Origin of the sequence: Aerococcus mictus, from assembly GCF_003286595.3 — a bacterium.
Taxonomy (GTDB): Bacteria; Bacillota; Bacilli; order Lactobacillales; family Aerococcaceae; genus Aerococcus; species Aerococcus mictus.
The window spans coordinates 960,892-987,204 of the sequence record NZ_CP132985.1 but is presented as its reverse complement, the minus strand read 5'-3'; the positions used below and the strand labels follow the sequence as shown (position 1 = coordinate 987,204).

The 26,313-nt window shown below is 39.8% G+C and carries 23 protein-coding genes, 1 pseudogene and 1 other annotated feature; of the genes and pseudogenes, 7 read left to right on the top strand and 17 right to left on the bottom strand.

Annotated features, from left to right (window positions below; all coding sequences use genetic code 11):
- Positions 1 to 16: 16 nt before the first annotated feature.
- The 13 genes and pseudogenes from DBT49_RS04635 to tig form a co-directional block, all read right to left on the bottom strand.
- Positions 17 to 1,096 (bottom strand): carbamoyl phosphate synthase small subunit, encoded by a 1,080-nt coding sequence (locus DBT49_RS04635; RefSeq protein ID WP_070558018.1) that lies wholly within the window; start codon positions 1,094 to 1,096, stop codon positions 17 to 19.
- A 287-nt stretch (positions 1,097 to 1,383) separates the two neighbouring features.
- A complete protein-coding gene (locus tag DBT49_RS04630) occupies positions 1,384 to 2,055 on the bottom strand; it encodes an amino acid ABC transporter ATP-binding protein (protein ID WP_070558020.1) in 672 nt (223 codons plus the stop codon).
- 27 nt (positions 2,056 to 2,082) lie between these two features.
- Positions 2,083 to 2,712, bottom strand: coding sequence for an amino acid ABC transporter permease (locus tag DBT49_RS04625; protein WP_070558147.1), 630 nt, complete (start codon positions 2,710 to 2,712; stop codon positions 2,083 to 2,085).
- Positions 2,713 to 2,751: 39 nt separating this feature from the next.
- Positions 2,752 to 3,456 (bottom strand): annotated as a pseudogene (locus tag DBT49_RS04620) (amino acid ABC transporter substrate-binding protein); the annotation flags it as partial.
- A 175-nt stretch (positions 3,457 to 3,631) separates the two neighbouring features.
- Positions 3,632 to 3,844, bottom strand: a binding site (T-box leader).
- Between the two features lie 72 nt (positions 3,845 to 3,916).
- On the bottom strand, positions 3,917 to 4,438 hold the full coding sequence (mreD, locus tag DBT49_RS04615; RefSeq protein ID WP_070558021.1) for a rod shape-determining protein MreD: 522 nt from the start codon (positions 4,436 to 4,438) through the stop codon (positions 3,917 to 3,919).
- 14 nt (positions 4,439 to 4,452) lie between these two features.
- Positions 4,453 to 5,391, bottom strand: a complete 939-nt coding sequence (gene mreC, locus DBT49_RS04610) for a rod shape-determining protein MreC (protein ID WP_070558023.1) — start codon at positions 5,389 to 5,391, stop codon at positions 4,453 to 4,455.
- Between the two features lie 247 nt (positions 5,392 to 5,638).
- Positions 5,639 to 6,373 (bottom strand): amino acid ABC transporter ATP-binding protein, encoded by a 735-nt coding sequence (locus DBT49_RS04605; RefSeq protein WP_101560462.1) that lies wholly within the window; start codon positions 6,371 to 6,373, stop codon positions 5,639 to 5,641.
- A 229-nt stretch (positions 6,374 to 6,602) separates the two neighbouring features.
- Entirely contained in the window at positions 6,603 to 7,967 is a 1,365-nt protein-coding gene (locus DBT49_RS04600; RefSeq protein WP_070558027.1) for an aspartate kinase, read from the bottom strand.
- Between the two features lie 183 nt (positions 7,968 to 8,150).
- Positions 8,151 to 9,356 carry an RNA polymerase sigma factor RpoD gene (gene rpoD / locus DBT49_RS04595; protein ID WP_070558029.1) on the bottom strand — a complete coding sequence of 402 codons (1,206 nt, stop codon included), beginning with the start codon at positions 9,354 to 9,356 and terminating at the stop codon, positions 8,151 to 8,153.
- On the bottom strand, positions 9,357 to 11,222 hold the full coding sequence (dnaG, locus tag DBT49_RS04590) for a DNA primase (RefSeq protein ID WP_111872349.1): 1,866 nt from the start codon (positions 11,220 to 11,222) through the stop codon (positions 9,357 to 9,359).
- A 112-nt stretch (positions 11,223 to 11,334) separates the two neighbouring features.
- Positions 11,335 to 11,937, bottom strand: a complete 603-nt coding sequence (gene yihA / locus DBT49_RS04585; protein WP_070558032.1) for a ribosome biogenesis GTP-binding protein YihA/YsxC — start codon at positions 11,935 to 11,937, stop codon at positions 11,335 to 11,337.
- A 170-nt stretch (positions 11,938 to 12,107) separates the two neighbouring features.
- Complete coding sequence (gene clpX, locus DBT49_RS04580; protein WP_070558034.1) at positions 12,108 to 13,364, bottom strand: ATP-dependent Clp protease ATP-binding subunit ClpX; 1,257 nt, start codon at positions 13,362 to 13,364, stop codon at positions 12,108 to 12,110.
- Between the two features lie 113 nt (positions 13,365 to 13,477).
- The gene (gene tig / locus DBT49_RS04575; RefSeq protein ID WP_070558036.1) at positions 13,478 to 14,758 is read right to left on the bottom strand and encodes a trigger factor; all 1,281 of its coding nucleotides are present in this window, start codon (positions 14,756 to 14,758) and stop codon (positions 13,478 to 13,480) included.
- 292 nt (positions 14,759 to 15,050) lie between these two features.
- Here tig and recU point away from each other — a divergent pair, with 292 nt between their 5' ends.
- Both recU and DBT49_RS04565 read left to right on the top strand, forming a co-directional pair.
- Complete coding sequence (gene recU / locus DBT49_RS04570) at positions 15,051 to 15,659, top strand: Holliday junction resolvase RecU (protein WP_070558038.1); 609 nt, start codon at positions 15,051 to 15,053, stop codon at positions 15,657 to 15,659.
- 7 nt (positions 15,660 to 15,666) lie between these two features.
- Positions 15,667 to 18,135: a transglycosylase domain-containing protein gene (locus DBT49_RS04565; RefSeq protein WP_101560463.1), complete on the top strand. Its 2,469-nt coding sequence runs from the start codon at positions 15,667 to 15,669 to the stop codon at positions 18,133 to 18,135.
- 222 nt (positions 18,136 to 18,357) lie between these two features.
- Here the strand turns inward: DBT49_RS04565 and DBT49_RS04560 are convergent, their stop codons facing one another.
- Entirely contained in the window at positions 18,358 to 19,518 is a 1,161-nt protein-coding gene (locus tag DBT49_RS04560; protein ID WP_070558042.1) for an ATP-grasp domain-containing protein, read from the bottom strand.
- Positions 19,519 to 19,683: 165 nt separating this feature from the next.
- Between DBT49_RS04560 and DBT49_RS04555 the strand changes: the two genes are divergently transcribed.
- Both DBT49_RS04555 and DBT49_RS04550 read left to right on the top strand, forming a co-directional pair.
- Positions 19,684 to 20,484 (top strand): alpha/beta hydrolase, encoded by an 801-nt coding sequence (locus DBT49_RS04555; protein WP_111872348.1) that lies wholly within the window; start codon positions 19,684 to 19,686, stop codon positions 20,482 to 20,484.
- A 172-nt stretch (positions 20,485 to 20,656) separates the two neighbouring features.
- Positions 20,657 to 21,091 carry a BlaI/MecI/CopY family transcriptional regulator gene (locus tag DBT49_RS04550; RefSeq protein ID WP_070558046.1) on the top strand — a complete coding sequence of 145 codons (435 nt, stop codon included), beginning with the start codon at positions 20,657 to 20,659 and terminating at the stop codon, positions 21,089 to 21,091.
- Positions 21,092 to 21,096: 5 nt separating this feature from the next.
- On the opposite strand, the gene DBT49_RS04545 is transcribed toward DBT49_RS04550, so the two are convergent.
- Positions 21,097 to 21,771, bottom strand: coding sequence for a uracil-DNA glycosylase (locus tag DBT49_RS04545; protein ID WP_070558048.1), 675 nt, complete (start codon positions 21,769 to 21,771; stop codon positions 21,097 to 21,099).
- 107 nt (positions 21,772 to 21,878) lie between these two features.
- On the opposite strand from DBT49_RS04545, the gene DBT49_RS04540 reads away from it, so the two are divergent.
- On the top strand, positions 21,879 to 22,787 hold the full coding sequence (locus DBT49_RS04540) for a Cof-type HAD-IIB family hydrolase (protein ID WP_070558050.1): 909 nt from the start codon (positions 21,879 to 21,881) through the stop codon (positions 22,785 to 22,787).
- On the top strand, positions 22,777 to 23,346 hold the full coding sequence (locus DBT49_RS04535) for a low molecular weight protein-tyrosine-phosphatase (protein WP_083300377.1): 570 nt from the start codon (positions 22,777 to 22,779) through the stop codon (positions 23,344 to 23,346). Before DBT49_RS04540 ends, DBT49_RS04535 begins: the two co-directional genes overlap by 11 nt.
- Before the next feature lie 105 nt (positions 23,347 to 23,451).
- On the opposite strand, the gene DBT49_RS04530 is transcribed toward DBT49_RS04535, so the two are convergent.
- Positions 23,452 to 24,099 carry an HAD family hydrolase gene (locus DBT49_RS04530; protein WP_070558052.1) on the bottom strand — a complete coding sequence of 216 codons (648 nt, stop codon included), beginning with the start codon at positions 24,097 to 24,099 and terminating at the stop codon, positions 23,452 to 23,454.
- 191 nt (positions 24,100 to 24,290) lie between these two features.
- Between DBT49_RS04530 and DBT49_RS04525 the strand changes: the two genes are divergently transcribed.
- Positions 24,291 to 25,922, top strand: a complete 1,632-nt coding sequence (locus DBT49_RS04525; protein WP_070558054.1) for an ABC-F family ATP-binding cassette domain-containing protein — start codon at positions 24,291 to 24,293, stop codon at positions 25,920 to 25,922.
- Positions 25,923 to 26,029: 107 nt separating this feature from the next.
- On the opposite strand, the gene DBT49_RS04520 is transcribed toward DBT49_RS04525, so the two are convergent.
- Positions 26,030 to 26,158 carry a hypothetical protein gene (locus tag DBT49_RS04520; protein WP_256374752.1) on the bottom strand — a complete coding sequence of 43 codons (129 nt, stop codon included), beginning with the start codon at positions 26,156 to 26,158 and terminating at the stop codon, positions 26,030 to 26,032.
- Between the last annotated feature and the right edge of the window lie 155 nt (positions 26,159 to 26,313).

Sequence of the window (26,313 nt, the reverse complement as noted above, 5' to 3'; positions counted from 1 at the left end):
ATTAGATTTAAATAGACTATTTTGCTTGTTTACTTTCTTCAATTAACTTTAAGAAGCTGTCAAATAGATAGTCAGCATCATGGGGGCCAGGGCAAGCATCGGGATGGTATTGCACCGAAAAGGCGGGGTATTTTTTGTGACGAAGCCCTTCGACAGTATGGTCATTAATCTCTTCATGGGTGATTTCTAGGTCTGCTGGTAAATCTTCTCGACTGACAGCATAACCGTGGTTTTGACTAGTAAAATGAATTTGACCAGTCGCAAGTTCCCTAACGGCATGGTTAAAACCACGATGACCAAATTTCATTTTATAAGTTTTAGCCCCGTTAGCCTTTGAAAACAGTTGATGGCCCATGCAGATTCCAAATAAGGGATAACGCTTCTCTAATTCGCGGATGGTGTCTAATGCTTCAGGAAGATCATCAGGGTCACCAGGTCCATTGGATAAAACAATCCCATCTGGAGCTAGGGCGGTAATTTCCTCTAAGCTGGTATCATATGGAACCACGGTCACCTGACAATTGCGCTTGGATAATTCAGCTAAGATTGAGTGTTTTAAACCAAAGTCCATCACGATGACCCGGTAACCTTGACCAGGAATCGGATAAGCCGCTTGGGTAGAGACTTTTTGAATCAATTTTTGATCAAGTTCTGTATTCCTTAGGACTGCCAATAGATCACTCAAAGGGGCTTCTTTACTGGTTAAGTAAGCCTTCATAACCCCATGCTTGCGGATTTTCTTGGTTAATAAACGAGTGTCAATACCAGCTAGGCCAGGAATTTTTTTCTGTTTTAAGAAGGTATCGAGATTCATTTGAGACTTCCAATGACTGGGACGTCTAGCCCACTCATGAACAATGACACCAACACATGAAGGATTTAAGGATTCATAGTTATCATAATTAATCCCATAGTTACCAATTAAGGGATAAGTAAAGGTCAATAATTGACCAGCGTAAGATTGGTCAGTGATGGATTCTTGATAACCAGACATTCCAGTATTAAAGACCAGCTCACCAATCACCTCTTTGTCGTAACCAAAGCCTTCTCCTTCAAAGACACTACCATCTTCTAAAATTAATCTCTTTTTTGTCATTTCTTATCCTTTCGTTAGCTCTCACAGGAGCCTTTTAACGCCTATTTTTAGTCGATAGGAACTGAACAAGCCTCTTTTATCCACTTTTTTCCACTAAAAAAGCCTCCTATACAAGGAGGCTCGACGAAAAGACTAGTCATGTATAGACTAATCCCTTTTTTATATAAGTCTCCTTGCCTGCCTCACGGGACAGGTTTAAAGGCAAATTCAATTTTTTATACTATAGCACAATCTTTGATTACTTGGCAATCATTTTCCCAAAAATAATAATAAGTAATTAAGATGGCTTATTTAAATTCTTCAGAAGAAACAATCCGAGTACCAAAATCTTCACCAAATTGGGTATCGTGGGTAACCACTAAAATGCCCTTCCCTTGTTTAGCAATAGCTTGAACTAACTTTCCTACCTGATTAGCGGACTCGCGGTCAAGGGCTGAAGTCGGTTCATCAAAACAAATGATCTCTGGTGACAGCATCATGGCTCTAGCAATAGCAACCCTTTGCTTTTGTCCTCCTGACAAGGTAGATGGATAGGCATTGGCCTTATCTTTTAGGCCCACGCTATCTAGTAAAAACATGGCCTGATCGAGCAAATCGGACTTTGGCGCTAACTTTTGAGCGATAGGTGCTTCTAAGACATTGTCTAATACTGTAAAATTAGGAAACAATTGGTAATTTTGAAAGACCATGCCAATGGCGTTTTGATAACGGCGTTGACTGGCCTTATCACTGTATTGAACCCCTTGGGAAGTCTCTTGGCAGAGGACCCGGTCACCAATGGCGATATTCCCTTGGTCACATTTTTCTAAGTTATTGATCAAACGCATAAATGTCGTCTTCCCGGTTCCAGATGGACCCAGTAAAATAACAATTTCCCCTGGATCAATCCGGCAATTAAATTTATCAATCACCATATTACCGTTGTAAGCTTTTTTTAAATTAGAAACTATTAAGGCCATTAAAATCCCTCCTCTTTCATCGCTGGACTACCAGCTCACCCGATATTCAATTCTACGCAAGGCAAGGGTTACAAAGGCAGTGAAGATTAAATAGAACACCCCACAAACCAGATAAGGAATAATGGTTGCATAGGTGTTAGCAGCAATCGAACCAGCCCGTAACAATTCTCCAAGGCCAATCACATAGACTAATGAAGTATCCTTAACTAAGGCAATCACTTCATTACCGACAGATGGTAGGGTTATTTTCATCACTTGGGGTAAAATGATGCGACGAAATCCTCTTTGCCAGCCAATTCCTAAGACTTTGATACTTTCATATTGTCCTTGGGGTACGGAAGTAATCCCACCCCGAAAAATTTCCGCAAAATAAGCGGCATAATTTATCACAAAGGCAATAAGGGCTGCGGTAAAGCGATCCAAATTAATTCCTAAATAAGGTAGGCCGAAGAAAACCATCATCAGTTGTAACATGAGCGGACTCCCTCGCATAATAAAGACATAGCCTTCAATTAACCATTGAATCAGTTTGGGGCTAAAGACGCGCAAAATGGCGATAAGAAAACCTAATGGAAGACTAAGTATCAGTACCAAGGCAAATAAGACAAGGGTTAGTTTAAAACCACTCCACAGGGAGGGAAGTATTTTTTGAATAATATTCTCCTGGCTAGCCACTTGGCGGTTTTCTCCAAACCATTTGGCGACAATTTCATCATATTTCCCGTTAGCCTTTACTTGGTCAAGCCCTTGGTCGATCATTGTCTTAAGACCGCTAGCAGATTTTCGCATCGCGACTGCCATTTGCTCAGGCTCCTTACTGGGGTCCACGAAGGAGTCATATTTTTCTTCCCCACGAACCTCCATAATATAGTGACCATAAGTATAATCAGTGACCACAGCATCCACACGACCGGAATCTAAATCAGCAAAAACCTCATTATAACTGGAATAGAGAACCGGTTTTTGCGCCAGCTTTTGGTAGAGTTGATTGGGCCAATCCTTAATGTCTTCAGCTGTCGTCGAGCCAGACTGGGTCGAAATCGTTTTTCCAGGTAAATCGGAGAGTTCCTTTATGGGACTTTCTTTTTTGGTAATAACGATGTTTGGACTTTCCAAATAAGGCTGTGAAAAGAGCATCTGTTCTTCTCTTTCAGGGGTAATTCCGACACCATTCCAAAGTAAGTCAATATTACCACTATTCAATTCGGTTTCTTTCATTGCCCAGTCAATCGGCTGAAAGTCGAGCTCCCAGCCGTAAATTTCAGCAATAGCTTGGGCTAAGTCAATGTCAAAACCAACAATTTCATTTTGCCCATTACGGAATCCCATAGGAGCAAAGGTATCATCTAGGCCAATGACGACCTTATCGCCTCTTTTTGGCCCCTCTTCAACTGCTTCCATCCGCTCTTGAGGAGCTGTCTCTTCAGCTTCAACATGGTGGTTTGCCACCAACCCCAAAATAGTAACTAAAGCAAAAACCATAACCATCCAAGACTTTTTCAAGTCGAATCCTGCTATCATGACAAACTCCTCCTTTTCTTTTAATAAAAAATAAAACGCCCTCTTCGTTCAAAACGAAAAGGACGCTTTCGTGGTTCCACCTTTTTTCGCAACTACCTCACAATAATTGCCTCATGATGTTAGTAACATCGCGATGTAACGCTCGCTAGGCGAATAGCCTTTTAAACTATTAACTCCTGGGTGTGTAGCTAAAGTTTCTTTGTCTGTTTCCACCAGCCAGACTCTCTTTAAAAGAAAGCTTTTAGCCTCTTCCATTCACTGTCATTATGATATTAATTTTCATTATACTGATATTATTTGTATTTAGCAAGATTTATTTATTTTTAAAACCCAATAAGGATCAGCCCTTGACCCAATTTACTAAGCGATAAATAATCAGGTTGAGCAGAAAAATCACTAAACTATTAAATAATAGGGAGGGCCCTAAAAAGCTAGCTAAGAACTTAAGATAAGTGTCCCCGTGAATACGTAAGATCCTATAGAGCCAATAAATCACATTGTGATATAAAAGATACATGATCACAGCCCAGACCCAAATGCTATAAAAATTCAAGGGAAAGCGATTTTTTACCTGGTAGGATAAGTAAACGACTGCTGGAAACAGAAATAAATTAATTCCTAGAATTCCGTTATAGTATGAATCATATAGAAAACCAATAATAAAAGCCATCAAGTAAATCGTTCTTGGCTGGTTATAGTATAAGGGAATCAGGGTTAAGCTTATCAGTAAAAGACTGGGAATAATTTGGTAGGCATAGGTATCCACACTAGCTAGTAAGACGTTGACTAAAGCGCCATCCAGTAAGAAAACAAAAATTAAGAAAACAGGAAGGGTTAAATGATAGCGTATATAATCGAACATATCACTCTCTCCTCCTAATTTGCATGATTACTTGCCCCAGCTTGGCTGGCTTGAGCTTGGTGATTGGCTCCTGGAATTTCTTCAGCCGCATTAGGGTTCTCTGTATCTGGTTCACTTCTTTGAGACATAATCACAAAGACATGACGGATATCATTGAAATTCGCTGCTGGCTCGACATAAACACGTTTAGCTAAAGCAAATTCATCATCTTCCATTTTAGCCACTTTTCCAATGATTAAACCTTCTGGAGAAACGCCTCCCAGACCACTTGTGGTTACCAGATTCCCCTCTTTTATTTTAGCTTCCTTAGGAATTTGATTGACAATTAAGCGGTTATGACTGGAATCGTATTGGTCAATCACCCCATAAAATATCCCATCATCCGATTGGACACCAGCAGCAATTTCCACCGCATCTTCTTGGTCTGAAGTGACTAAGCTCACTTTTGCACTTGTAGGACCAACTTCGGAAACTCGACCAATGAGGCCTGAGTCAGTCATGACCGACATGTTCTCCTTAACCCCGTTGTTTGAGCCGACGTCAATGGTTAACTTGTCTAGCCAATTTTCAGGGGCTCTGGAAATGACTGAAGCTGCAATTACTGTCTTGCCAACCAGGGTCGGTTTCAATTTTAAAAGATTGGTCATTTGCTTATTTTCTTCTTTTAAAATCGTATTTTGAGCTTCTAAGCTCTGTAAAGTGGACAGTTGTTTTTTTAATTGCTGATTTTCCTGATAGGTGTTCTGTAAATTAGTCACAGAATCGCCAAATTGCATGATGGAATTTGTTGGGGTCGATATCAGGCGAGCTACCATTGCAGTAAAGTCATTCACCCAGGTCATGGGTTGGGGTAAACTTTCCTGTCCAAAGGTGGAAAAAGCAATCAGGCTAAGCGAGCTAATAACACTCAATAGCACAACCACAAGTTTTTTATTTTCAAAAAATTGGCGCAATTTGCTCCATCCTTTCCAAGTCGTAAATCAATAGTAGTAATATTGTACCATTCATTAATCAGAATTATAATGATTTCCTGTTTAATTATAATTTTTTTACCATAGCTTGAAAAGCCGGAATTACTCTTCTCCTCCTAAATTAAAAAAGAGGCTAGGATAATGACTCCGCCTCTCTTCTAAATAAAAATATTCTTATCTAAATGACTCCACTAGTTCATGCTAACTCCAAGGTCAGTTGTTTTATTAATTAGAGTACCTTTTCTAAGAAATCTTGGGTCCGTTGATGTTGGGGATGATTGAATAGGTCTTCTGGTTTCCCTGACTCGACAATGTAACCACCATCCATAAACAAGGTACGGTCAGACACTTCTTTAGCAAAGCCCATTTCATGGGTCACAATTACCATGGTCATCCCTTGTCTAGCAAGATCTTTCATGACTTCTAACACGTCACCAACCATTTCTGGGTCCAAGGCTGAGGTGGGTTCGTCAAATAACATTAAGTCAGGATCCATAGCCAAGGCCCGAGCAATTGCTACCCGTTGCTTTTGACCACCAGATAAGGAATTAGGATAAGCATCGGCTTTTTCTTTAAGGCCAACGCTATCTAATAACTCAAGGGCTTTTTGGTCAGCTTCTTCTTGACTTAATTTATTTAATTGTAGAGGTGCTAGAGTAATATTTTCTTTAACAGTCATATGCGGAAATAGGTTAAATTGTTGGAAAACCATTCCGATATTTTCACGCGCCTTGTCGATATCGATACTTTCATCAGACATATCAATACCATCGACTACCACACTACCCCCATCAATCGTCTCTAAACGATTAATGCATCGCAATAAAGTAGATTTCCCTGAACCCGAAGGACCGATGATGCAGACCACTTCACCTTCGCTGATTTCTAAGTTGATATCTTTGAGAACTTCATTATCATCAAAACTCTTCTTTAGGTTTTGAATCACTACTTTTGCTTGAGCCATGTGAGTAACCCCTTTCATAAGTTAGGCCAATAAAAAAGACTAAAGAATTTCTAATCTTTTTTATCAAAGTATTAGTAACATTTATTGTTACTTACTTTAGCCTATTCCTTCTAAGATAGCAAGCATTTTTTAAAATAAGTGATAAATCAATCCATAAAATTACTTTTAGTCAAAACAAATTCGACTTCTTTAGTGGCTTCTCTGATTTTCTTTAAACCTAACATGTAGATTAATCTTTTGCATCAAAAAACTCATCATAAATTGCCCGTACAGCTTCTGCTTCTTTATTTTCCTTGATACCAAACATCACACTGTTTTCGCTAGACCCCTGGTTAATCATTTCTAAGTTAATGTTAGCTTGACTAAGGGCCTTAGTCGCCCGGGCAGTAATCCCGATACTTGATTGCATGGATTCACCAACAATCATCAAGAGGCAAAGATTCTCTCTTTTTTCGACCTTGTCAGCTGCTGTGCGTGTCTGGATCGCTAAAAGCAGTTCATCTAATTCTTTTGCGGAAAGTTGCTCTTCTTTAAAGATAACGTCAATATCATCAATCCCTGATACCACATGCTCTACACTACAGTCGTATTCTTCAAAAACGCTTAATACTCGGCGCATAAAACCCACTTCGCGATTCATCATATATTTTGTAATATAAACAGAAGCAAATCCACCATGGCTAGCGATACCAGCAATTGGCCATTTATTTTCAGTCATTTTTTTCTCCGTAATCATTGTCCCAGGGGCTTCCGGATTATTGGTATTTTTGACTACGACGGGAATGTTTTCTGCAAAAGCAGGGTACAATGCCTCGTCATGAACCACAGTAAAGCCTGCATAGGAGAGTTCACGCATTTCTCGATAGGTTAAATTGCTGATTCCAACCGGGTTGTGAACGTGGGCCGGGCTAGCAACAAAGATGCTATCAACATCAGTAAAGTTCTCATACATAGAGGCCCCCACTCCATTGGCAACGATAGCTCCGGTAATGTCGCTACCACCACGTGAAAAAGTGACTAACTTACCTTCTTTGGTGTAACCAAAAAAGCCAGGAAAAACTAAAATTTCATCACGTTCTTTTAATTTTGCTAAATTGAGATAGGATTCCGCTAAGACCTTAGCATTGCCGGGTTCATCACTAAGAATCAAACCCGCCTCACCAGGGTTGATGTAGCTCGCATTCAAGCCACAAGTTCTGAAATAGGCCGCGATTAATTTAGCGTTATTATCTTCCCCACTCGCTTTGAGGGCATCGATAAAGTATTCCGGTTGACTTTTATCCATATTGAGGATGTCATTTAAAGATTTTTTGATTTCATCAATGACTGGCTCTTGTATTTCTAAGGCTTCTGCCATATCGCGATACCTTTCAACGATTTCCTTATAGGTTTGGGAGGTATCCACGCTGCCATTCAGTGTCTGTGAGGCTAACTCAATTAATAAATCGGTCACTTTTATATCCCCATCAAAACGCTTTCCAGGTGCAGAAACAATAATAATTTTTCGGTCCTTATCACTGGCGATGATATTCTTCACTTTTTTTATTTGCTTATCATTAGCTAGAGAGCTACCACCGAATTTTACTACTTTCACTAAGACATCTCTTCCTTCTAGAATGAACTAATTGATCTAAAGATAGCATGATTAATAATTGGATTCAACAGTGATCATTTTCCTTTCAATTGTGATCTAAAAAAGCGAAGGATAAAATAAAGGCATTCAAGCATTGGAAAAGGATCCAACATTTGAATGCCATTACTATTATCAGAGTTGCTTTTAGTCTTCTAGAAAATCTTTTAATTGTTTGAGACGACTTGGGTGGCGTAATTTACGTAAGGCCTTGGCTTCAATTTGACGGATTCTTTCTCGAGTCACCCCAAATTGTTGTCCGACTTGTTCTAACGTTTTAGTTTGACCATCTTCTAAACCGAAACGAAGACGTAAGACATTTTCTTCCCGATCAGTTAAAGTATCCAGCACTTCATTGAGTTGTTCTTTTAACAATTCCTGATTGGTATATTCATCTGGCTGCATGGCATCATTGTCTTCAATAAAATCGCCAAGATGGGAATCATCTTCTTCACCAATAGGGGTTTCCAAGGAAACTGGTTCTTGTGAGATTTTCATAATGTTTCTCACTTTTTCAGTAGGTAGGTCCATTTCCGCACCAATTTCTTCTGGCGTGGGTTCGCGACCGAGTTCTTGGAGTAATTGCCGTTGAATGCGGACTAATTTATTAATAGTCTCCACCATATGTACCGGTATACGAATGGTACGGGCTTGGTCAGCGATCGAACGGGTAATCGCTTGACGAATCCACCAAGTGGCATAAGTGGAAAATTTGAAACCCTTGGTATAATCAAATTTTTCTACTGCCTTCATTAAGCCCATATTTCCTTCTTGGATCAGGTCTAAAAATGACATACCTCTACCGACATAACGTTTAGCAATCGACACGACTAAACGGAGATTGGCTTCGGCCAGCTCTTGCTTGGCTACTGGATCTCCGGCTTCAATTCTTTTGGCAAGGGCAACCTCTTCATCAGCTGTCAGTAAGTCTACTCGGCCAATTTCTTTAAGATACATACGTACAGGATCATTGGTTTTTACCTTTGAACTCGTTGAAGAAGTCGACTTATTAGTATCTTTTTTGTCTTTTTTATCTTTCTTCTTAGTTTTTTCTTCTTCATCTAAGATTTGATCAATATCTTTTTCAGATTCTTCATCGTCTTCTTGCATCTTAAGCGCTTCGTTTTGTAACTGACGGTTAGTTGGGCCCCCATCTTCATCAACAACGGCTACGCCACCGTCTTCAAATTTTTCAATAAGCTGATCCATTTGTTCATCATTCAAAGAATAGGGTTGAGCAATTTTATCACTTAACTCAGTATATAAAATAGAGCCCAATATTTTCTTCTCATTAAGTAATTCTTGACTGGCTTGTTTTAAAGTTTTTTCCTGCTTGTCGGTCGTTTTGCTCAATTAAATCTCTCCTGACTTCTTTTTTGACAGTTTCATTTGTCGCAATATTTGTATTCTCTGTTGATTTAAATCGCTAATTTTAGCATAATCATTAATTTGCTTAGCATCCGCTATATCCCGGTTGATCTGCCTAATTTGGTCCTGATAATGACTCTTATCTTTTATTTGATAAATTAAATCGCTAATTTCCTGACCAGTACACTCAGGCGGAAGATTCATCGCCTGAGCGTCAATAACGATCCGCCTATCAGCATCAGAGCGAAGGGTCTGATAAAAATTCCCAATATCAATACTTTCTCCTTCACTTTGCCGGTAGGCCCATAGTAAAAGATAGACACTTTCAATACTACTACTTTCAAAATGAAAGTTTCCATCAATATTTTTGATTAAATACCAAGCATTCTCAGATGTTAGTAGTCGGTTAAGTAATTGTAACTCAAAGCGCTGTAAACTGGAATATTTTTTTAAGGGGAATTTATCCAGTTGTATTTCTGCTTCCTCGCGGCTAACTTCAGAAAACTGCTCTTCTCGCTGTCCGGTCTCCTGCTCAAAGTGAAGTTGGGCTTGAAGCGAACGTTTATCAACCCCAGTGTCTTCACTCAATTCCTGTAAGTAGACATCTTGCTCAATAGTGGAAGATAAGCGGCTAATAACAGCTAGCATGGCCTTGATGTATTGGATCTTACCCTGGTCATTTGCTAAAGAAAACTCTTGCTGATAAAAGTGCCGATAGAAAGCAATCGGCGTCATTCTTTGCTCTTGGATAAATTGCTGGTAGCGTTGATCGCCATAGCGACCAATAAATTCATCAGGATCCATCCCACTTGGAAACATGAGCAGGTTAACTCGCATACTAGGACTTTGCTGGGCGATGTGTTCAAGCGCCCGCTTACTTGCCTTTAAACCGGGTTTGTCACCATCATAAGCGAGCAAAAGTTGGCGTGAGCTGCGATAGAGGACTTGAATCTGACGATCAGTTAAACTGGTCCCCAAAGAAGCGACGCCTTGCTTGACCCCGGCCTGGTAGGAATGAATGACATCCATAAAGCCTTCAAAAAGAATAATTTCCTTTTCCTTGCGAATGCTGTCTTGGGCTAAATCAAGGTTAAATAGAAAATTATTTTTTTTAAAAATCGGTGTTTCTGGACTGTTTAAGTATTTAGCCTGCGAATTTGCGCTATCGGCTTCAAGAATTCTTCCTGAGAAGCCCAAGACATGACCAAATTTATCACGTAAAGGAAATACTATACGTCCCCTAAAGCGATCGATTTTTTCCGGACCATCACCCACAAAAATGCCACTAGCTACAATTGCTTCACTGTCATACCCCTTGTTTTTTACATGGTTGAAAGTTAACTGGCCATCGTAGGGAGACCAACCAATGTGATATTGGACTAGGGTTTCCGATTTTAACCCCCGGTCTTCTAAATAGGTCAAAGCTTGGTGCCCAGCTTTGGTATTCATTAATAAATAATGGTATAAATTTGCCAGCTCTTCATGGATATCGATAAGCGTTTGCTCTTCTTCATTATACTGACGGACACTGGTCCCTGGGTCTAGCTGGTCAAAATTAAAGTCCAACTTAAGATTAGCTAATTGAGCCACTTCTTTTACAGCTTGAGGAAAGCTATATCCTTCTAAATCCATTAGGAAATTAAAGACATTGCCACCTTTACCACAAGAGAAGCACTTATAAAATTGCTTATTAGCTTCTACAGTAAATGAGGGCGTGTTTTCATCGTGAAAGGGACATTTGCCAAAGTAATTTTTTCCTCGCTTTTGAAGATCCACAAACTGACCAATAATATCTAAAATGTCAACATTTTGGCGGACCTGATCAATAACTTCCTCCGGTATAAAGGCCATTGTATCCTCCCACTTTCTCCACTGGCTATATCAGAGTAAATTATAGTGAAGATAATTTTTGAATGCAAGATAAGAGCGAAAATATTGTCAGATATTTCTTTTCAAACAATAGCTATTCGTCATAGTCTCCAGCCAATAAGGCATTGATGACTTCCCATGCCTCATCACGCCCCTCACGGTTGGCAGAAGAATAAGGTAAAATTTGATCTTCAGTCACCAAGTCTAAATCTTCTTTTATAGCTTGCAGGTGGTTGTGCCATTGATTTTTCTTCACCTTATCCGCCTTAGTCGCAATAATAAAATACGGTACCTGACACTGGTCAAGAAAATCTTTCATATTGATATCATCTTTACTCGGTCGGTGTCTAAAATCTACCAAAAGAAAGACAGCTTCTAAATTTTCCCGTTGGATAAAATAATCTGCCAGTTGTTTTTGCCAGCGACTTCGCTCCGTTTTACTTACTTTGGCGTATCCATAGCCAGGAACGTCAACTAAGTAAAGACTATTATCAAGATTATAATAATTTAACTGCTGGGTCTTCCCAGGCTTACTGGAAATACGAGCAATCTTTTTATGGTTGGTCATGGTATTAATGAAACTGCTCTTCCCCACATTGGACCGGCCAGCTAAAGCAATCTCTGGGCGGTCAGGAACTGGGTATTGTTTAGGACTGGCGGCGCTTAGCATAAATTCAATATTCTGTGCTTGTATCATGAGGTGCTCCTTACGTTATAAAACAGACTTAGGCGAGCTTGAGACTATTATTTAAAAGTGATTTTCCCTAAGCTTACTACAGGCTTAGGCGTCTTATGACTTGCTTAAATAAGGGACTGCATTGAGAAAGAGGCTGTGACTCTTGTCACAGCCCCTCTTCAATTAATTCATTAGGCAATTAACTGACCGTCTTGGTCATAGAGTTCGGGACTTGCATGATCTTTAACGACTTCTTCAGTAATGATAACCTTAGAAACATCTTCACGACTAGGAATATCATACATCACTTCTAACATCGATTCTTCAATAATGGACCTTAATCCCCGCGCTCCAGTTTTACGGTCAATAGCTTTTTGAGCAATGGCCCGTAAGGAGTCATCAGTAAACTCTAACTGAACATTATCCATGGCTAATAACTGCTTATATTGCTTAATCAAAGCATTCTTAGGTTCTGTCAGGATACGTTCCAAGTCTTCCTCATTCAATTCATCTAAACTAGCAATAATGGGTAAACGCCCGATAAATTCCGGAATTAAGCCATATTTTTGTAAGTCTTCAGGAATCACCTGCGTCATGAGGTCATGCTTTTCAGCTTTTGTCGTCTTAGTTGCTTGAAAGCCAATTACTTTATGGCCAGTACGTTCCTTAATGATATTTTCAATTCCATCGAAAGCCCCACCTACAATAAATAGGATATTAGTAGTATCGATTTGGATGAACTCTTGATGGGGATGTTTACGTCCACCTTGAGGAGGAACATTAGCAACCGTTCCTTCTAGAATTTTCAGGAGGGCCTGTTGAACCCCTTCACCACTGACATCGCGGGTAATAGAAACATTTTCCGCCTTGGTTGCTATTTTATCAATTTCATCAATATAAATAATACCTTGTTGAGCTTTATCCACATCAAAATCAGCTGCTTGTAGCAGTTTTAAGAGAATATTCTCAACGTCCTCTCCAACATAACCTGCTTCAGTTAAACTCGTGGCATCCGCAATAGCAAAGGGTACTTTCAATATGCGGGCTAGAGTTTGAGCTAAATAAGTTTTCCCTGAACCAGTTGGACCAACTAATAAGATATTACTTTTTTGTAATTCTACATTATCTTCGTCTTGATTCTTAATTTGGTTGCTGTTAATACGTTTATAGTGATTATAAACGGCCACAGATAAAGCCTTTTTGGCATCTGTCTGTCCAATCACGTAATCATCCAAAATTTGACGGATTTCAGTTGGCTTAGGAGGGTTCACGATAAACTCTTGGTTATCTGATTGAACGTTTAAGTCATCTTCAATAATTTCTTGACAGAGTTTCACACATTCATCACAGATATAAACATCCGGTCCTGCAATTAACTTGGTCACTTGGTCTTGTGACTTTCCACAAAAGGAACAATGGATATTGCTATCGTTATCGTCATTAAACATTCTACGCATTCCTCCTTCTCTATCTAATGTATTGTGACAAAAAACGAGTGTGAAGTCAATCAATGCGACCTCCCACTCGATTTCTGACCTATTTTTTAAAATAGCTGTTCAGATTATTTTTCTTTAGCTGTTGAGGTAATTAAGTTCATGGCTTGTTTTAATTCAATGTCATGTTTGAGCATATCTTCAGTAACCACGTTCTTAACGGCTTCAACTTCCATATTATAGGTTTCTGCTAGGTTTTCAATTTCCTTAGCAATATCCTCTTCACTCACTTCAATGTTTTCTTCAGCAATGATTTGTTCTAATAATAAATTGGTTTTTACCCGAGTATCGGCGTCTTCAGCAAATTGTTGACGTAAGTCTTCTTCAGAAGTACCAGTTAATTGATAGAACATTTCAGGGCTAATCCCTTGACGTTGCATTTCATTCAAGTAGTGGTCTAGTTGACGGTTAACTTCTTCATCGATCATTGCTTGAGGAACAGAAGAAAATTCAGCGTTGTCAACAGCTTGACGGATTGCTTGGTCTTCCACTTGTTCATCAGCTTGTTGGTCTTTAGCTTCTTGAAGTTGTTCACGATACTTAGCCTTCAATTCGTCTAAGCTTTCAACATCGTCATCAACATCCTTAGCAAATTCATCATCAAGTTCTGGGACTGATTTTTCTTTTACTTCATGAACTTTCACTTTAAAAATAGCGTCTTGACCAGCTAGATCTTCAGCGTGGTATTCTTCTGGGAAAGTGACTTTTACTTCTACTTCATCTCCAGATTTTGAACCCACTAATTGGTCTTCAAAGCCAGGAATAAAAGAATTTGAACCTAATTCTAGGGAGTGATTTTCTGCGCTACCCCCGGCAAAGTTTTCCCCATCGACAGAACCTTCATAGTCAATCACAACGGTGTCGCCTTCTTGAGCTTCTCCTTCCTTAATGGAAAGTTCTGCTAAGTTTTCTTGGGCTTGTTTTAAGCGGTTATCCACATCTTCATCAGTTACTTCACGGTCTTGTTTGTCAACAGTTAAGTCCTTGTAATCGCCTAAAGAAACTGAAGGCTTGGTGGCTACTTCAGCTTTTAATTCCCAAGAACCACCCTTGTGCATTTTTTCTACATCAAATTTAGGTTGGCCTACAACATCCAAATCAGCTTCTTTTACGGCATTAGCGTAAGCTTGTGGCAAGGCATAGTTTAAAGCATCTTCATATAAGGCTTCTTCACCAATCATTTTAACAAAAACTGGGTAACTTACTTTACCTTTACGGAAACCAGGAATATTAACTTTTCCTTTAACCCGGTTGTATGCTTGTTTTAAAGCTTTTTGAGCATCTTCTTTAGAAACGGTAAAGTGTAAAACACCTTCATTTGTCGCTGTTTCTTCAAATTTTACTGACATGCGGTCATTCCCCTAACTATAAATAAATTTCTAAATCAAGAATTAATCCTTAAGATTAATCTACACGTTCAGATATATTACACTAATTCCAAGGCTTTGTCCAATTTATCGCAAAATAATTCTTATCCATTGCAATTTTATAGGCTAGTCTTTAATATCTTTAGATGCATATCCATACTGTGCATTGATAAAAAGATTGCCTATATTATAATTATATTAAATAGAGGATGTATTTCTCTTAATAATGCCAATTTTTGCTATAATAAATTAATGGTTTGAGAGGAGGTAGGTCATGTATTATCCCAATGGGAAGAAGTACCATAAAGCTCCCTCGCTGAATAAGCATTCAAGACGTCAGCCAAAGACAATTTATGCTAAAAGAGGCATGTTGCTGGAGGACATGTTAAATGATTCCAATGCCTGGTATCTATCTCATGACTTGGCAGTTATCCATAAAAAACCAACGCCTATACAAGTGGTCCATGTCGATTATCCCAATCGTCAACATGCTAAAATCACGGAGGCCTACTATCGACAAGCCTCAACCACTGATTATAATGGAGTCTACCAAGGCAGGTATATTGATTTTGAAGCCAAGCAAACAAAAACAAAAACCCGTTTTCCCCTCAATAACTTCCATGACCATCAGATTAAACACATGGAAAAATGTAGTCAGCAAGGAGGTATAAGTTTTGTTATCTTACATTTCACCACCTTGTCGCAAAGCTATCTATACCCGCTTAGTGCTTTATTAGAGGACTGGCAAGCTTTTCAAGAGGGGCAAAAAGCTTCAATTAGTCTCAAACGCATCAAAAACCATGGTTATTTGATTAAAATCGGATACCAACCTCCCCTCGATTATTTAGCTGCTCTGGATAAGTATTTACAAAATAACAATTAAAAAGGAAGTGACTCTTTTGTCTACTCATTATCCCCATAATAGAAGGCGTACCTCTAGCTTAAATAAAGAGGAAAAGACACGACAAAGAAAAAATAATAATTTTAGCAATAAGCCCTTGTGGCAGAAAATATTACTGATTGGCCTTGGCGCTGTAGGCAGTGTCTTTATTATTTTAGCTATTATTGCCCTGATCTGGATTGCCCAAGCACCAGAAATTAGCGAAGGCGATTTACAAGGTTCAGTAGCCTCTGTCGTATATGATAACCAAGGAAACGAAGTCTTTGAAACCAGTCAAAATGAGCGGATTATTGTCGAAGGCGATGAAATCTCTCAAGAAACCTTTGACGCAGTGACTTCAATAGAAGATCGTCGCTTTCTCAAACACCGCGGTGTCGACCCTATCCGTATTATGGGCTCTTTATTTGCAAACCTAAGAGCAGGTGGGATTGCCCAAGGCGGTTCTACCCTTACCCAACAATTAGTGAAACTATCTGTTTTCTCTACAAATGAATCGGATCGAACCTATAAGAGAAAGGTCCAAGAGTTATGGTTGGCCTTACAGTTAGAATCACAATTTTCTAAACAGGAAATTTTTGAATACTACATTAATAAGGTTTATATGGCTAATGGTGTCTACGGTATTGGTACCGCCGCAAATATCTATTATGGCAAGCCTTTAACCGAGCTGAGCCTAGATCAAACTGCGCTTTTAGCCGGGATGCCGCAAGCACCAAATGAATACGATCCTTACCATAATCCTGATAAAGCCAAAGAGCGTCGTGATACCGTGCTCTACACCATGTTAGATAATAACACCATCACTCAAGAAGAGTACCAAGAAGCGATTAACCAGCCCATCGATCACGGGTTACTCCCGCTTAATGAACAGATTGATACCAATAATCAACAGAAATTGATGCTGGACTCCTATATTCAGCAAGTCGCTGCCGACGTTAAAGCGGCAGGCTACGACCTTTACTCCGATGGTTTAAAAGTCTATACTCATCTAGATATGCAAGCACAAACTTTCCTACATCAAACTGCTGAAGATAGCAATGGTTTACTTTTCGATAATGATAATATCCAAACAGCGGTATCCGTTCTAGACACCAGCAATAGTCATATCATTGCCCTATTCGGGGGTCGCCATTTAGAAAACCAATTGGGACTAAATCGGGCTACCCAGTTAAATCGTAGTGTCGGTTCATCCATAAAACCCTTATCTGCCTATGGACCTGCCTTTGAATATTTAAATTATTCACCAGGTCAAACTGAAAAAGATGAACCTTATCAATACTCAAGTGGCACCAAAGTTTATAACTGGGACCGTCAATATCAAGGAACCATGACCTTAAGAACAGCCTTGAAGAACTCAAGAAATATCCCTGCTATCAAAGTCTTCCAAGATGTTGGTCCAGAACGTGCCGACGAATTTCTAAAGAAATTAGGAATTACTTTGAATGATGGCAAAGGTCTGGTTGAATCCAATGCTATCGGTGGAGAAATGACTCCCTTACAATTAAGCGTTGCCTATGCTGCAATGGGGAATAATGGTCAATATAATGAAGCTAAAGCCGTTGATTACTTCATTACTACAGACGGAGAAGAAGTTGATGTTCAAGGTGAATCCCATGAAGCGATGAAAGATTCCACGGCCTACATGCTAACCTCTGTCCTAAAAGATACCTTTAAATCAGGTTTATCTTTCTGGATTCATAATCCTAATATCCATGAGGCTGGTAAAACTGGGACGACCAATTACACGGATGACCAAGTTCGCCAATTGAATATTCCAGCCGGAGCTGTCCCCGATCACTGGGCCAGCGGTTACACCAAAAACCATACAGTAACAGTATGGACTGGGCATGATGAGCCTTACCAGGAAAATGGTTACTTAACGAGAGCTCAACAGCAAATTGCGGATCGCCTATACCGGCAAGTAATGGATCACTTAGAAAGTAGAAATCCAAGTAGCGATTGGACCCAACCTGACTCCGTCCATACAGTTGATTTAATATTTGGCTCAAAACCACTCCGCTTAGCTAATCCAGGCGCTGGTCATAGTGTACGAGACTTAGTCAATAATGAATTGTATCAAGAACTTAAGCAAAATTATGGCAGACAAACCACCATCGATATTGACTCCAATTCTTACACTGAAAGTAGCGAAGAAGTCGAAACTTACATTTCAAGAGAAAGTGAAAGTCAAATCGAAGAAAGTAGTCATTCCGGACTGGAAGAAGGCCACTCAGATAGTGAATTATCTGAGATTGAAGATTCGACCTCATCTTATCCAAAAGAGGATGCACCTAACACAGATCGAGGCAATGAATCTGGTTTACAAAATCCACCTAGAGAAACACCAAGCTCTCAAAGAGAACCTAGTGTGAGTCCAGGAAATAGCCAAGGAGAAGGTTATAGTCGACGGACCATTTACAGGTCGGGAGGCGATAGTGGACTGCCTAATGCCAGTTAAAGCCTAGAAACTCTAATAACGATAAAAGCCCCCAAAGTCACTTTGGGGGTTTTTTCTGACTTTTAATAGTAAAGAAAATTCATCAAAAAAAGAGCTGGTGATTTATGGTGGCTCCAATAAGTCGGACTAAGCATCTAACTTTTGGAGTCATTACATTCGAAACCAGCTCTTTTTAGCTCTGCTCTTATATTCTCTTTTCTAGTTAGGAAGAATAAGCTGACGCTAGGCACGGATGTAATCCGTAATTGCTTGACGCTCGTTGTCATTGTCACATAGGATAGCAAATAACTGACTACCTAACAAATCATGGTAGACCTTAGGCAGGTCTTTAACGGCTTTAACATCATTAGCATAGCGTTCCTTAATGTCAGCAACTGAATGTTGGTAATTTTTATCTGCCTGCCTAAATGTCACCACACAATAGCGTGAATTATTGGGGTTAGCAGGAATTTCTTTATCTAAAACAACCTTGGCATACATATCGTATAAGTCGATACTATGAGCGTAGTCATAGGCATCATGACCGAAGCCACCAACAGCACGGTTATTATATTCAATTCCCAGATAAGAATTATCCGGCATCCGGAAGAATTCGATATGGAAGAAACGCTCCTTAATTCCAAAGGCTTTAACGACATTTTCGCCAATTTCTTTGAGTTTTGGATCGACTTCTTTTTCAATCCAGTAGACTCCATCACGGTCACCATTGACCCAATCCAAGGTCGGTTCTTCATAGGTTAGACTTCCATACCAAACAATATTTCCTTCTTGGTCCAATAATCCATCAAAAGTACATAACTGCCCACCTTCAATAAACTCTTCCATAAAGTAAGGCGTCGTGTGGTCCCATTGGGCTTCAAATTTTTCCAAGTCATTATCGTTATCAATTCGGTAAGTATTACCAGCACCTACCCCAACATCTGGTTTTAAGACAACTGGATAACCTAAGGCCTTAGCTGCCCGATTCAGGCTAACTTTAGTTCTAACTAAACGTCCCTTAGCTACTGGGCACTTAGCCTTCTTAAAGTATTTTTTCATTTCTGATTTGTGTTTTATTTTTTTCATTTCCTTTGGTTTCATCCCAACAATGTTAAATTGCTCACGTAATTGAGCATCTAGTTCTAACCAATATTCTTCTTGGGATTCTATCTGGTCGATTGGACCATATTTATGGAAGAAAAAGGCCACTGCCTTCTTCACAGCTAGAGTATCTTCTAAATTATCCACTCGGTAATATTCCGTCAGGGCTTCTTTAAGGGAGGCTGGTAGGATATCATAGGCTTCACTCCCAATGCCCAATACTGTTGCACCATTTTGATGAAGTTTAACAGCGAATTCTTGGAAATTTTGAGGAAAATATGGGGAAATATAGACAAAATTCATAATTATCAAACTCCTTTTAAAATGAGGATTACTACAAGTTGGCTTATTAATAGTTAAATTTACCACGAACGCCAATAATAGGCAAGGCAATTGTCTGACTAGCCTAACTTTTACCTTCTAAAAAATTTCCTATATAATAGTAGCTACAAGAGAAAGGATTCAACCATGTATCAAGAACATCACAATTTAAAGTCTTCCCATCCCGATAAACACCCCTTAGATTACTATAGCTGGACAGCAGACCATCCCGAGGCCATCATTCACTATGTACACGGTATGTCTGAAAGTGCCCTCCGCTATCAGCCCATGGGAGAATGGTTTCAGTCTCAAGGCATCACATTCATTGCCCATGATCAAGTTGGGCATGGTCCCTATGCCAAAGCCCATGATTCCCTAGGCTATTTTGGGCCCTATAATATGAAGTTAATTCTGGTAGAAGACCTCTACCGCGTGATTTGCGATGTCAAAGCGGTTAATCCCAATGTTCCTTATTTTCTGATTGGGCATTCCATGGGGTCTTTTATCAGTCGGCTTTTCCTACAAAAATACAGTCACATGGTCTCCGGAGCCATTCTCTCCGGTAGCGCCGATCATTCTTGTGTAATTGAATTGGGAAAATTATTGAGTCCCCTGTTGACCAAGCTTAGTCGTCCCCAAGCGACCAATTTCTTTTTGCACCGATTCTTATTTGGTGGACTTTTTACCCAGTTTAAACGTCGGCCTAGTGAGCGCGATTTACGGATCTTGAAATACTGGTACCCTCAACCAGAAAAAGTAGACTATCCCCTGGATGGTTTTCCTTTTACTAATGATGGCTTTTGGCATTTAATTAGGTTAGTCGACTCCGCTACCAAAAAGGGTTGGGCTAAGACGATTGACCCCCATCTCCCCCTGTATTTTATGAATGGGGCCAATGATTTTTTGCTAGGTCCAAAAAAAAACTTTCTGGCGCCTACCAGGAATTGAAGCAAGCTCATTTTCAAGATGTCATTTTTCAAATTTATGAAAAACGCGGTCATGAGCTTTTTCTTTATGACAATGAAGAAGTCGTTTACCGTGATATTCTGACTTGGATAAGTCAACATCGTCTGCCCAAACAAGCAAACTCAAGTAATTATTCTCTAAGGAAGTGACGCATATGACAAAGAAAAACTCCATAACCGACAGTGAGCATCAAGTTCTCCGGGTGATTTGGGCTCAAGGAGCAACCACCAGTCGTTTTGTAATCGATAGCCTCAGCGAAAAGACGGGTTGGAAACCCACAACCATCAAAACCCTCTTACATCGTTTAGTCAATAAAGGCTATCTAGCGACTGAAAAAAAAGGAGGACAGTATCTCTACCATCCTCTAATTTCTGAAGCAAGTAGCCAAGTGGCTGATATTAATAATTTACTCAAGCAACATTGTCGCACCCACGCCGATCAATTAATCATTGACATGATCCAACAAAGTGATCTGGACCAAAGCATGCAAGACAATATTTTCCAAGCCCTAAAGGATAAAGAACTTGTCCCAACTGTCACTTGTCATTGCATCCCTGGCCAATGCGAGTGTCACAAAGATATTGGGTAAATTTTTTATTCAGTAAGTTGCCAATTAATTGGACTTTGCCCACTCTCAATTAAGAGTTGGTTAGCCTTCGAAAAGGGTCGGGACCCAAAGAAACCTCGATAAGCTGATAAGGGACTAGGATGGACAGAAGTTAGAACGGCATGCTTATTTTCATCGATAAATCGTCTCTTCGACTTAGCCGCATTTCCCCATAAGATAAAGACAACCCGTTGATTACGCTTATTTAATTGTTGGATAGCAAAGTCGGTGACTTCTTCCCAACCCCGTCCGCGATGTGAATGGGCCTTGCCTTGGCGTACTGTTAAAACAGAGTTTAATAATAAGACCCCTTGCTCGGCCCACTCAGTCAAATTTCCATGGTGAACAGGTTGAAAACCAACATCAGTGCTTAGCTCTTGGTAGATATTGTTTAAGGAAGGCGGAATCGCCACACCTTTCTGTACCGAAAAACTTAGTCCATGGGCTTGATGAGGTTCATGATAAGGGTCTTGTCCCAAAATAACGACTTTTACCTGGTCAAAAGGGGTTAACTTAAAGGCCTCATAGATGTGCCACATATCTGGATAGATCACCCGATTACGATATTCATCTTTTAGAAACTCTCTTAATCTTTGGTAAGCAGGACTTTCAAAAACTGGATCTAAGGCCTCTTGCCATTGGTTATTAATGATTGTATGCACGCTTGATTTCCCCTTTCCTTTATCGCTTAACTTATACCTAGTCTACCATTTTTTAAAATGTTACAATAGCCATAGTTATAACGGATTTTATAAAAAAGGAGATTTTTATGCTGGAATTAATTGTTTCTGATATGGACGGAACATTGTTGGACGGGACCATGCACATCCACCCACGCAATCGTGAGGCCATCATGCATACCTACCAATTAGGTATCCCATTTATCGTTGCTACCGGAAGAAACTTCCACGAAGCCAAGGTACTATTAGACGAAGCCGGTATTCGTTGCCCAATTATCGGTTTAAATGGTGCCATTCTTTTTGATCGAGAAGGTGAGGTAGAGTATGAAATTGACTTAGATGACCAAGTTGCTAAAGAGATTATTCTCTACGGACGTGAACATGGTTATTACATGGAAGCCATGACTTCAAAGAACGTCTACTCCAATTCAAAGCACCAACGCCTTCATTATATTGCAGATATGATTCAAAGAATGTCTCCTGAATTGAGCTTTGAAGAAACCCTTAGTCGAGCCAGTCAATCGAATGAGGTTAACTCAATTGAATATATTGATGATTTAACTGACCTCATTGAAAAAGAAGGCCAGCACATCCTCAAATTAGTCTTTATTCATGAAAAGGGACCGCAAGTCCTCCACCCGATTCAGCAGGAATTAAGTCACCGCTATGATAACATTTATATTACCTCTTCTTTTAAGTCAAACTTGGAAATTTCAGCTAAGACAGCCAATAAAGGTGGGGCTGTCGCCAAGTACTGCCAAGCCCATGGCTATAATCCTAAAAATATCATGGCTATTGGGGATAATTTGAATGATCTAAAAATGCTGGAAATGGCTGGCTATAGCTTCGCCATGGCTAATGCTGATCCCGCCGTTAAAGAAATTGCTGACTATGTCACCGGTCCTCATACCGAAGGCGGTGTCGCTGATGCCATCTATAAAGCCTTGGATTTGAGTCAGACTAATACACAATGGGAAAAAGCACCCTATGGCGACTAAGTCCCCTAACTGGCAGAAGCTTAAAGAGCGGCTAAAGTCTAACTGGCAAAAATTAATTGCCCCAAAAGGCAAAAGCATACTTTTTGTGTGTTTGGCTAATATTTGTCGTTCTCCATTAGCAGAAGCCCTGCTACGTGAAAAAATTAAGCAAGCCCACTTCTCGCAGTCCATAAAAGTTGATTCCGCTTCCATTGAAAATTGGCGCAATGGTGATAAGGCGGATTCTCGTGTAATACAGCTGCTCAAGGAACATCACATACCCTATCAAGGACTAAAGAGTCGCCTTCTCAAGCCCATGGATGCTAAGCGTTTCGATTTGATTATCTGTATGGATACTACCATCTATGATGCCACTAGAGAGCGTCTGGGAGAAAGTTATTTTTCTAAAATCGTGCCCTTCTCTCATTTTCTTGAAGACCAGGCTGACGTTGATGATCCGATGTTAACCAAAGACTTTCAAACCACCTACCAACAAATTGACCGAGGAACTGATAAAATTATTCACTACCTCCAAAATAATACAATGAATCAATCAGCCAGTGATAGTAAAATTCAATAAACACAAAAGCGACAGGAATTAGAACCCTGTCGCTTTTGCATAAAATAGACTAAAATTATTCAATTTACTGATATTTCATACTACTAGCAAAGTGCTTTAGTCAGCTTATTTGACATAGTTAAGGATATCGTCTAGGCGGTCAACAATGGCAAGCGCCTGCGCCTTATTTTTCTCACTAGCTGCGACCAAGTCAGGCACCATGATGGTATCAATCCCCGAACGAAAACCAGCTTCAACCCCTGCTACGGAGTCTTCAATAATTAAAGCACTATCCTTACTTTGCCCCGTCTTCTCTAAGGCCTTTAAAAAGATTTCAGGATGAGGCTTAGAATGTGTAACTTCATCCCCAGAAGTAAAACCATCGATGTAGGAACTAATTCCAGCTCCTTTTAACCTGGAAATCACTTCTGAGCGGTTACTGGAAGAAGCCACATGGATGGTAACTTCCATGTCTTTAAGAGCCTCGAGAGTCTCTTGTAAACCGGCTTTATTGTCGATACCGGATTCAGCCTCAATTTCAACAAATCTTTGCTCTGCTTCATTGAAAAGCGTTTTGGCTAAATCTTGGCTGCCCGTTTTTTCCACTAGGGCCTGTAAGCAGGCTGCTGCTGTGCGACCGGCATGCTGGTCGATATATTCCTGATCGGTAAATTCTATTCCTCGCGCTTGAAAGACCTCTTGATAGGCCTTAAGGTAGACGGATTCTGTATCAATTAAGGTTCCATCCATATCAAAGATAACAACTGATTTCACTGGGTCACTTCCTTCATTCCATGTATTTATATAAATCGCTTACATTTTTTATCATATCACACTGCCCTTATCAGGACAAATTAGAGCTTTTTCTTCTCATTTACTGTTTGCAATCAAAGTTTTAATTCGTTATGATTAGTCAGTATGAGTGACTGAAACTACTCGATCATCAAAAAAAGTGAGGAATCATCATGTTACAAGTTTCAAATGTTAGCCTACATTTTTCTGACCGCAAACTTTACGATAATGTCAATTTAAAATTTAATCCTGGAAATTGTTACGGTATCATCGGTGCCAATGGAGCCGGTAAGTCAACCTTCCTTAAAATCCTATCGGGAGAAATTGCCCCTTCTACTGGTGAAGTCAGTAAAGAAGCCAATGAGCGCATTTCGGTCTTGAACCAAGACCACTTTGCCTTTGAAGAATATAGCCCAATTGATACAGTCATCATGGGAAATAAAGAACTCTACCAAATAAGAGAAGAGAAAGATGCCATTTATGCAAAAAGTGACTTCAGTGAAGAAGATGGTATTCGCGCCGGTGAACTTGAAGCCCAATTTGCGGAAATGAACGGTTGGGAGGCTGAATCCGAAGCTTCTCAATTACTCCAAGGTTTAGGAATTGCAGAAGACAAACACTATCAACTGATGAGTGAACTCGAAGAACGCGATAAAGTTAAGGTACTCTTAGCTCAAGCCCTCTTTGGAAATCCTGATATTCTCTTACTCGACGAACCAACCAATGGTTTAGATGCGGATTCTATCGAATGGCTAGCTGAATATATTATTAACTTTCCTAATGCAGTTATCGTGGTTTCCCATGACCGCTATTTCTTAAACCAAGTATGTACCCATATCTGTGATGTTGACTTTGGTAAAATTAAACTTTACGTGGGGAACTACGACTTTTGGAAACAATCCAGTGAGTTAGCAGCCAAATTACAAGCCGACGCCAACGCCAAAAAAGAAGAAAAAGTTAAAGAATTAAAGGCCTTTATCGCTCGTTTCTCAGCCAATGCTTCTAAATCAAAGCAAGCAACTTCTCGTAAGAAAATGCTCGATAAGATCGAACTCGATGATATTCAACCATCTAGCCGTAAGTATCCCTATGTTGGCTTTGAACCAGAACGTGAAATTGGTAATGACGTCTTAACCGTTGAAGGCCTCTCTAAGACAATCGATGGCGTCAAAGTGTTAGACAATATTACCTTCCACCTGAAAAATGATGATAAGGTAGCCTTTGTCAGTCGCAATGATGTCGCTGTTACTACCCTTTTCCAAATTTTAATGGGTGAAATGGAGCCGGATTCTGGTAGCTTCAAGTGGGGAATAACCACCAGTCAAAGTTACCTGCCACGCGACACCTCAAAAGAGTTTGATAACAGTGACCAATCGATATTAAACTGGCTCTTCCAATACGCTAAGACGCCTGAAGAACAAGACAATACTTTCTTGAGAAGCTTCTTAGGTCGCATGCTCTTTTCCGGTGATGACGTGAATAAACACGTCAATGTGCTATCTGGGGGCGAAAAAGTCCGCTGCATGCTCTCTAAAATGATGCTGTCTAAGGCTAACGTCCTAGTAATGGATAATCCGACTAACCACCTTGACCTGGAATCGATTTCCAGCTTGAATGATGGCTTAATCCGCTTTAAAGGCGTCCTATTATTCTCATCCCACGATAGAGAATTTCTTTCAACCATTGCTAACCGGGTGATCCATGTCAGTCCTAACGGCTTAGTTGACCGGATTGATACCGGTTATGAAGAGTATTTAAACAATGAAGATACTCAAGCTAGAGTTAACGCCTTATACCAAGATTAACAAGTGAATAATAACATTCAAAAAGCCCAAAAGGACTTGATAAACCTTTGGGCTTTTTGAGTGTCTTCTCATTTATTAGCTAGCGATAGCCTCAGGAAAATCTTGGATTATTTCTCTTTGGAATTTCTGAAAGAAAGTAAGCGAATCATTTTTTCGATGATTTTTCCTTGATCCATAAAGACAATGTGATCAGCAACATGACGGGCAAAGGAGATATAGTGAGTAACTACTACCATGGTCGTGCCTTTGTCAGCCAGTTTGCTAATCTAGTTTAAAACGTCATCCACATAGCCGTATAGTCACCACATTAATCAAAGAGATCTATGACAAAATAGACGTTTTATAAACAGAATAGTTTCATCTAAAAAGCCGCAATAGCTAATCGAATAAG

What these genes read in the sequence shown, in the direction of transcription:
- DBT49_RS04635 (WP_070558018.1), bottom strand. Translation starts at nt 1,096, where the DNA reads ATGACAAAAAAGAGATTAATTTTAGAAGATGGTAGTGTCTTTGAAGGA.
- DBT49_RS04630 (WP_070558020.1), bottom strand. Translation starts at nt 2,055, where the DNA reads ATGGCCTTAATAGTTTCTAATTTAAAAAAAGCTTACAACGGTAATATG.
- mreD (WP_070558021.1), bottom strand. Translation starts at nt 4,438, where the DNA reads ATGTTCGATTATATACGCTATCATTTAACCCTTCCTGTTTTCTTAATT.
- DBT49_RS04605 (WP_101560462.1), bottom strand. Translation starts at nt 6,373, where the DNA reads ATGGCTCAAGCAAAAGTAGTGATTCAAAACCTAAAGAAGAGTTTTGAT.
- dnaG (WP_111872349.1), bottom strand. Translation starts at nt 11,222, where the DNA reads ATGGCCTTTATACCGGAGGAAGTTATTGATCAGGTCCGCCAAAATGTT.
- yihA (WP_070558032.1), bottom strand. Translation starts at nt 11,937, where the DNA reads ATGATACAAGCACAGAATATTGAATTTATGCTAAGCGCCGCCAGTCCT.
- clpX (WP_070558034.1), bottom strand. Translation starts at nt 13,364, where the DNA reads ATGTTTAATGACGATAACGATAGCAATATCCATTGTTCCTTTTGTGGA.
- tig (WP_070558036.1), bottom strand. Translation starts at nt 14,758, where the DNA reads ATGTCAGTAAAATTTGAAGAAACAGCGACAAATGAAGGTGTTTTACAC.
- recU (WP_070558038.1), top strand. Translation starts at nt 15,051, where the DNA reads ATGTATTATCCCAATGGGAAGAAGTACCATAAAGCTCCCTCGCTGAAT.
- DBT49_RS04560 (WP_070558042.1), bottom strand. Translation starts at nt 19,518, where the DNA reads ATGAATTTTGTCTATATTTCCCCATATTTTCCTCAAAATTTCCAAGAA.
- DBT49_RS04555 (WP_111872348.1), top strand. Translation starts at nt 19,684, where the DNA reads ATGTATCAAGAACATCACAATTTAAAGTCTTCCCATCCCGATAAACAC.
- DBT49_RS04550 (WP_070558046.1), top strand. Translation starts at nt 20,657, where the DNA reads ATGACAAAGAAAAACTCCATAACCGACAGTGAGCATCAAGTTCTCCGG.
- DBT49_RS04540 (WP_070558050.1), top strand. Translation starts at nt 21,879, where the DNA reads ATGCTGGAATTAATTGTTTCTGATATGGACGGAACATTGTTGGACGGG.
- DBT49_RS04535 (WP_083300377.1), top strand. Translation starts at nt 22,777, where the DNA reads ATGGCGACTAAGTCCCCTAACTGGCAGAAGCTTAAAGAGCGGCTAAAG.
- DBT49_RS04525 (WP_070558054.1), top strand. Translation starts at nt 24,291, where the DNA reads ATGTTACAAGTTTCAAATGTTAGCCTACATTTTTCTGACCGCAAACTT.
- DBT49_RS04520 (WP_256374752.1), bottom strand. Translation starts at nt 26,158, where the DNA reads ATGGTAGTAGTTACTCACTATATCTCCTTTGCCCGTCATGTTGCTGAT.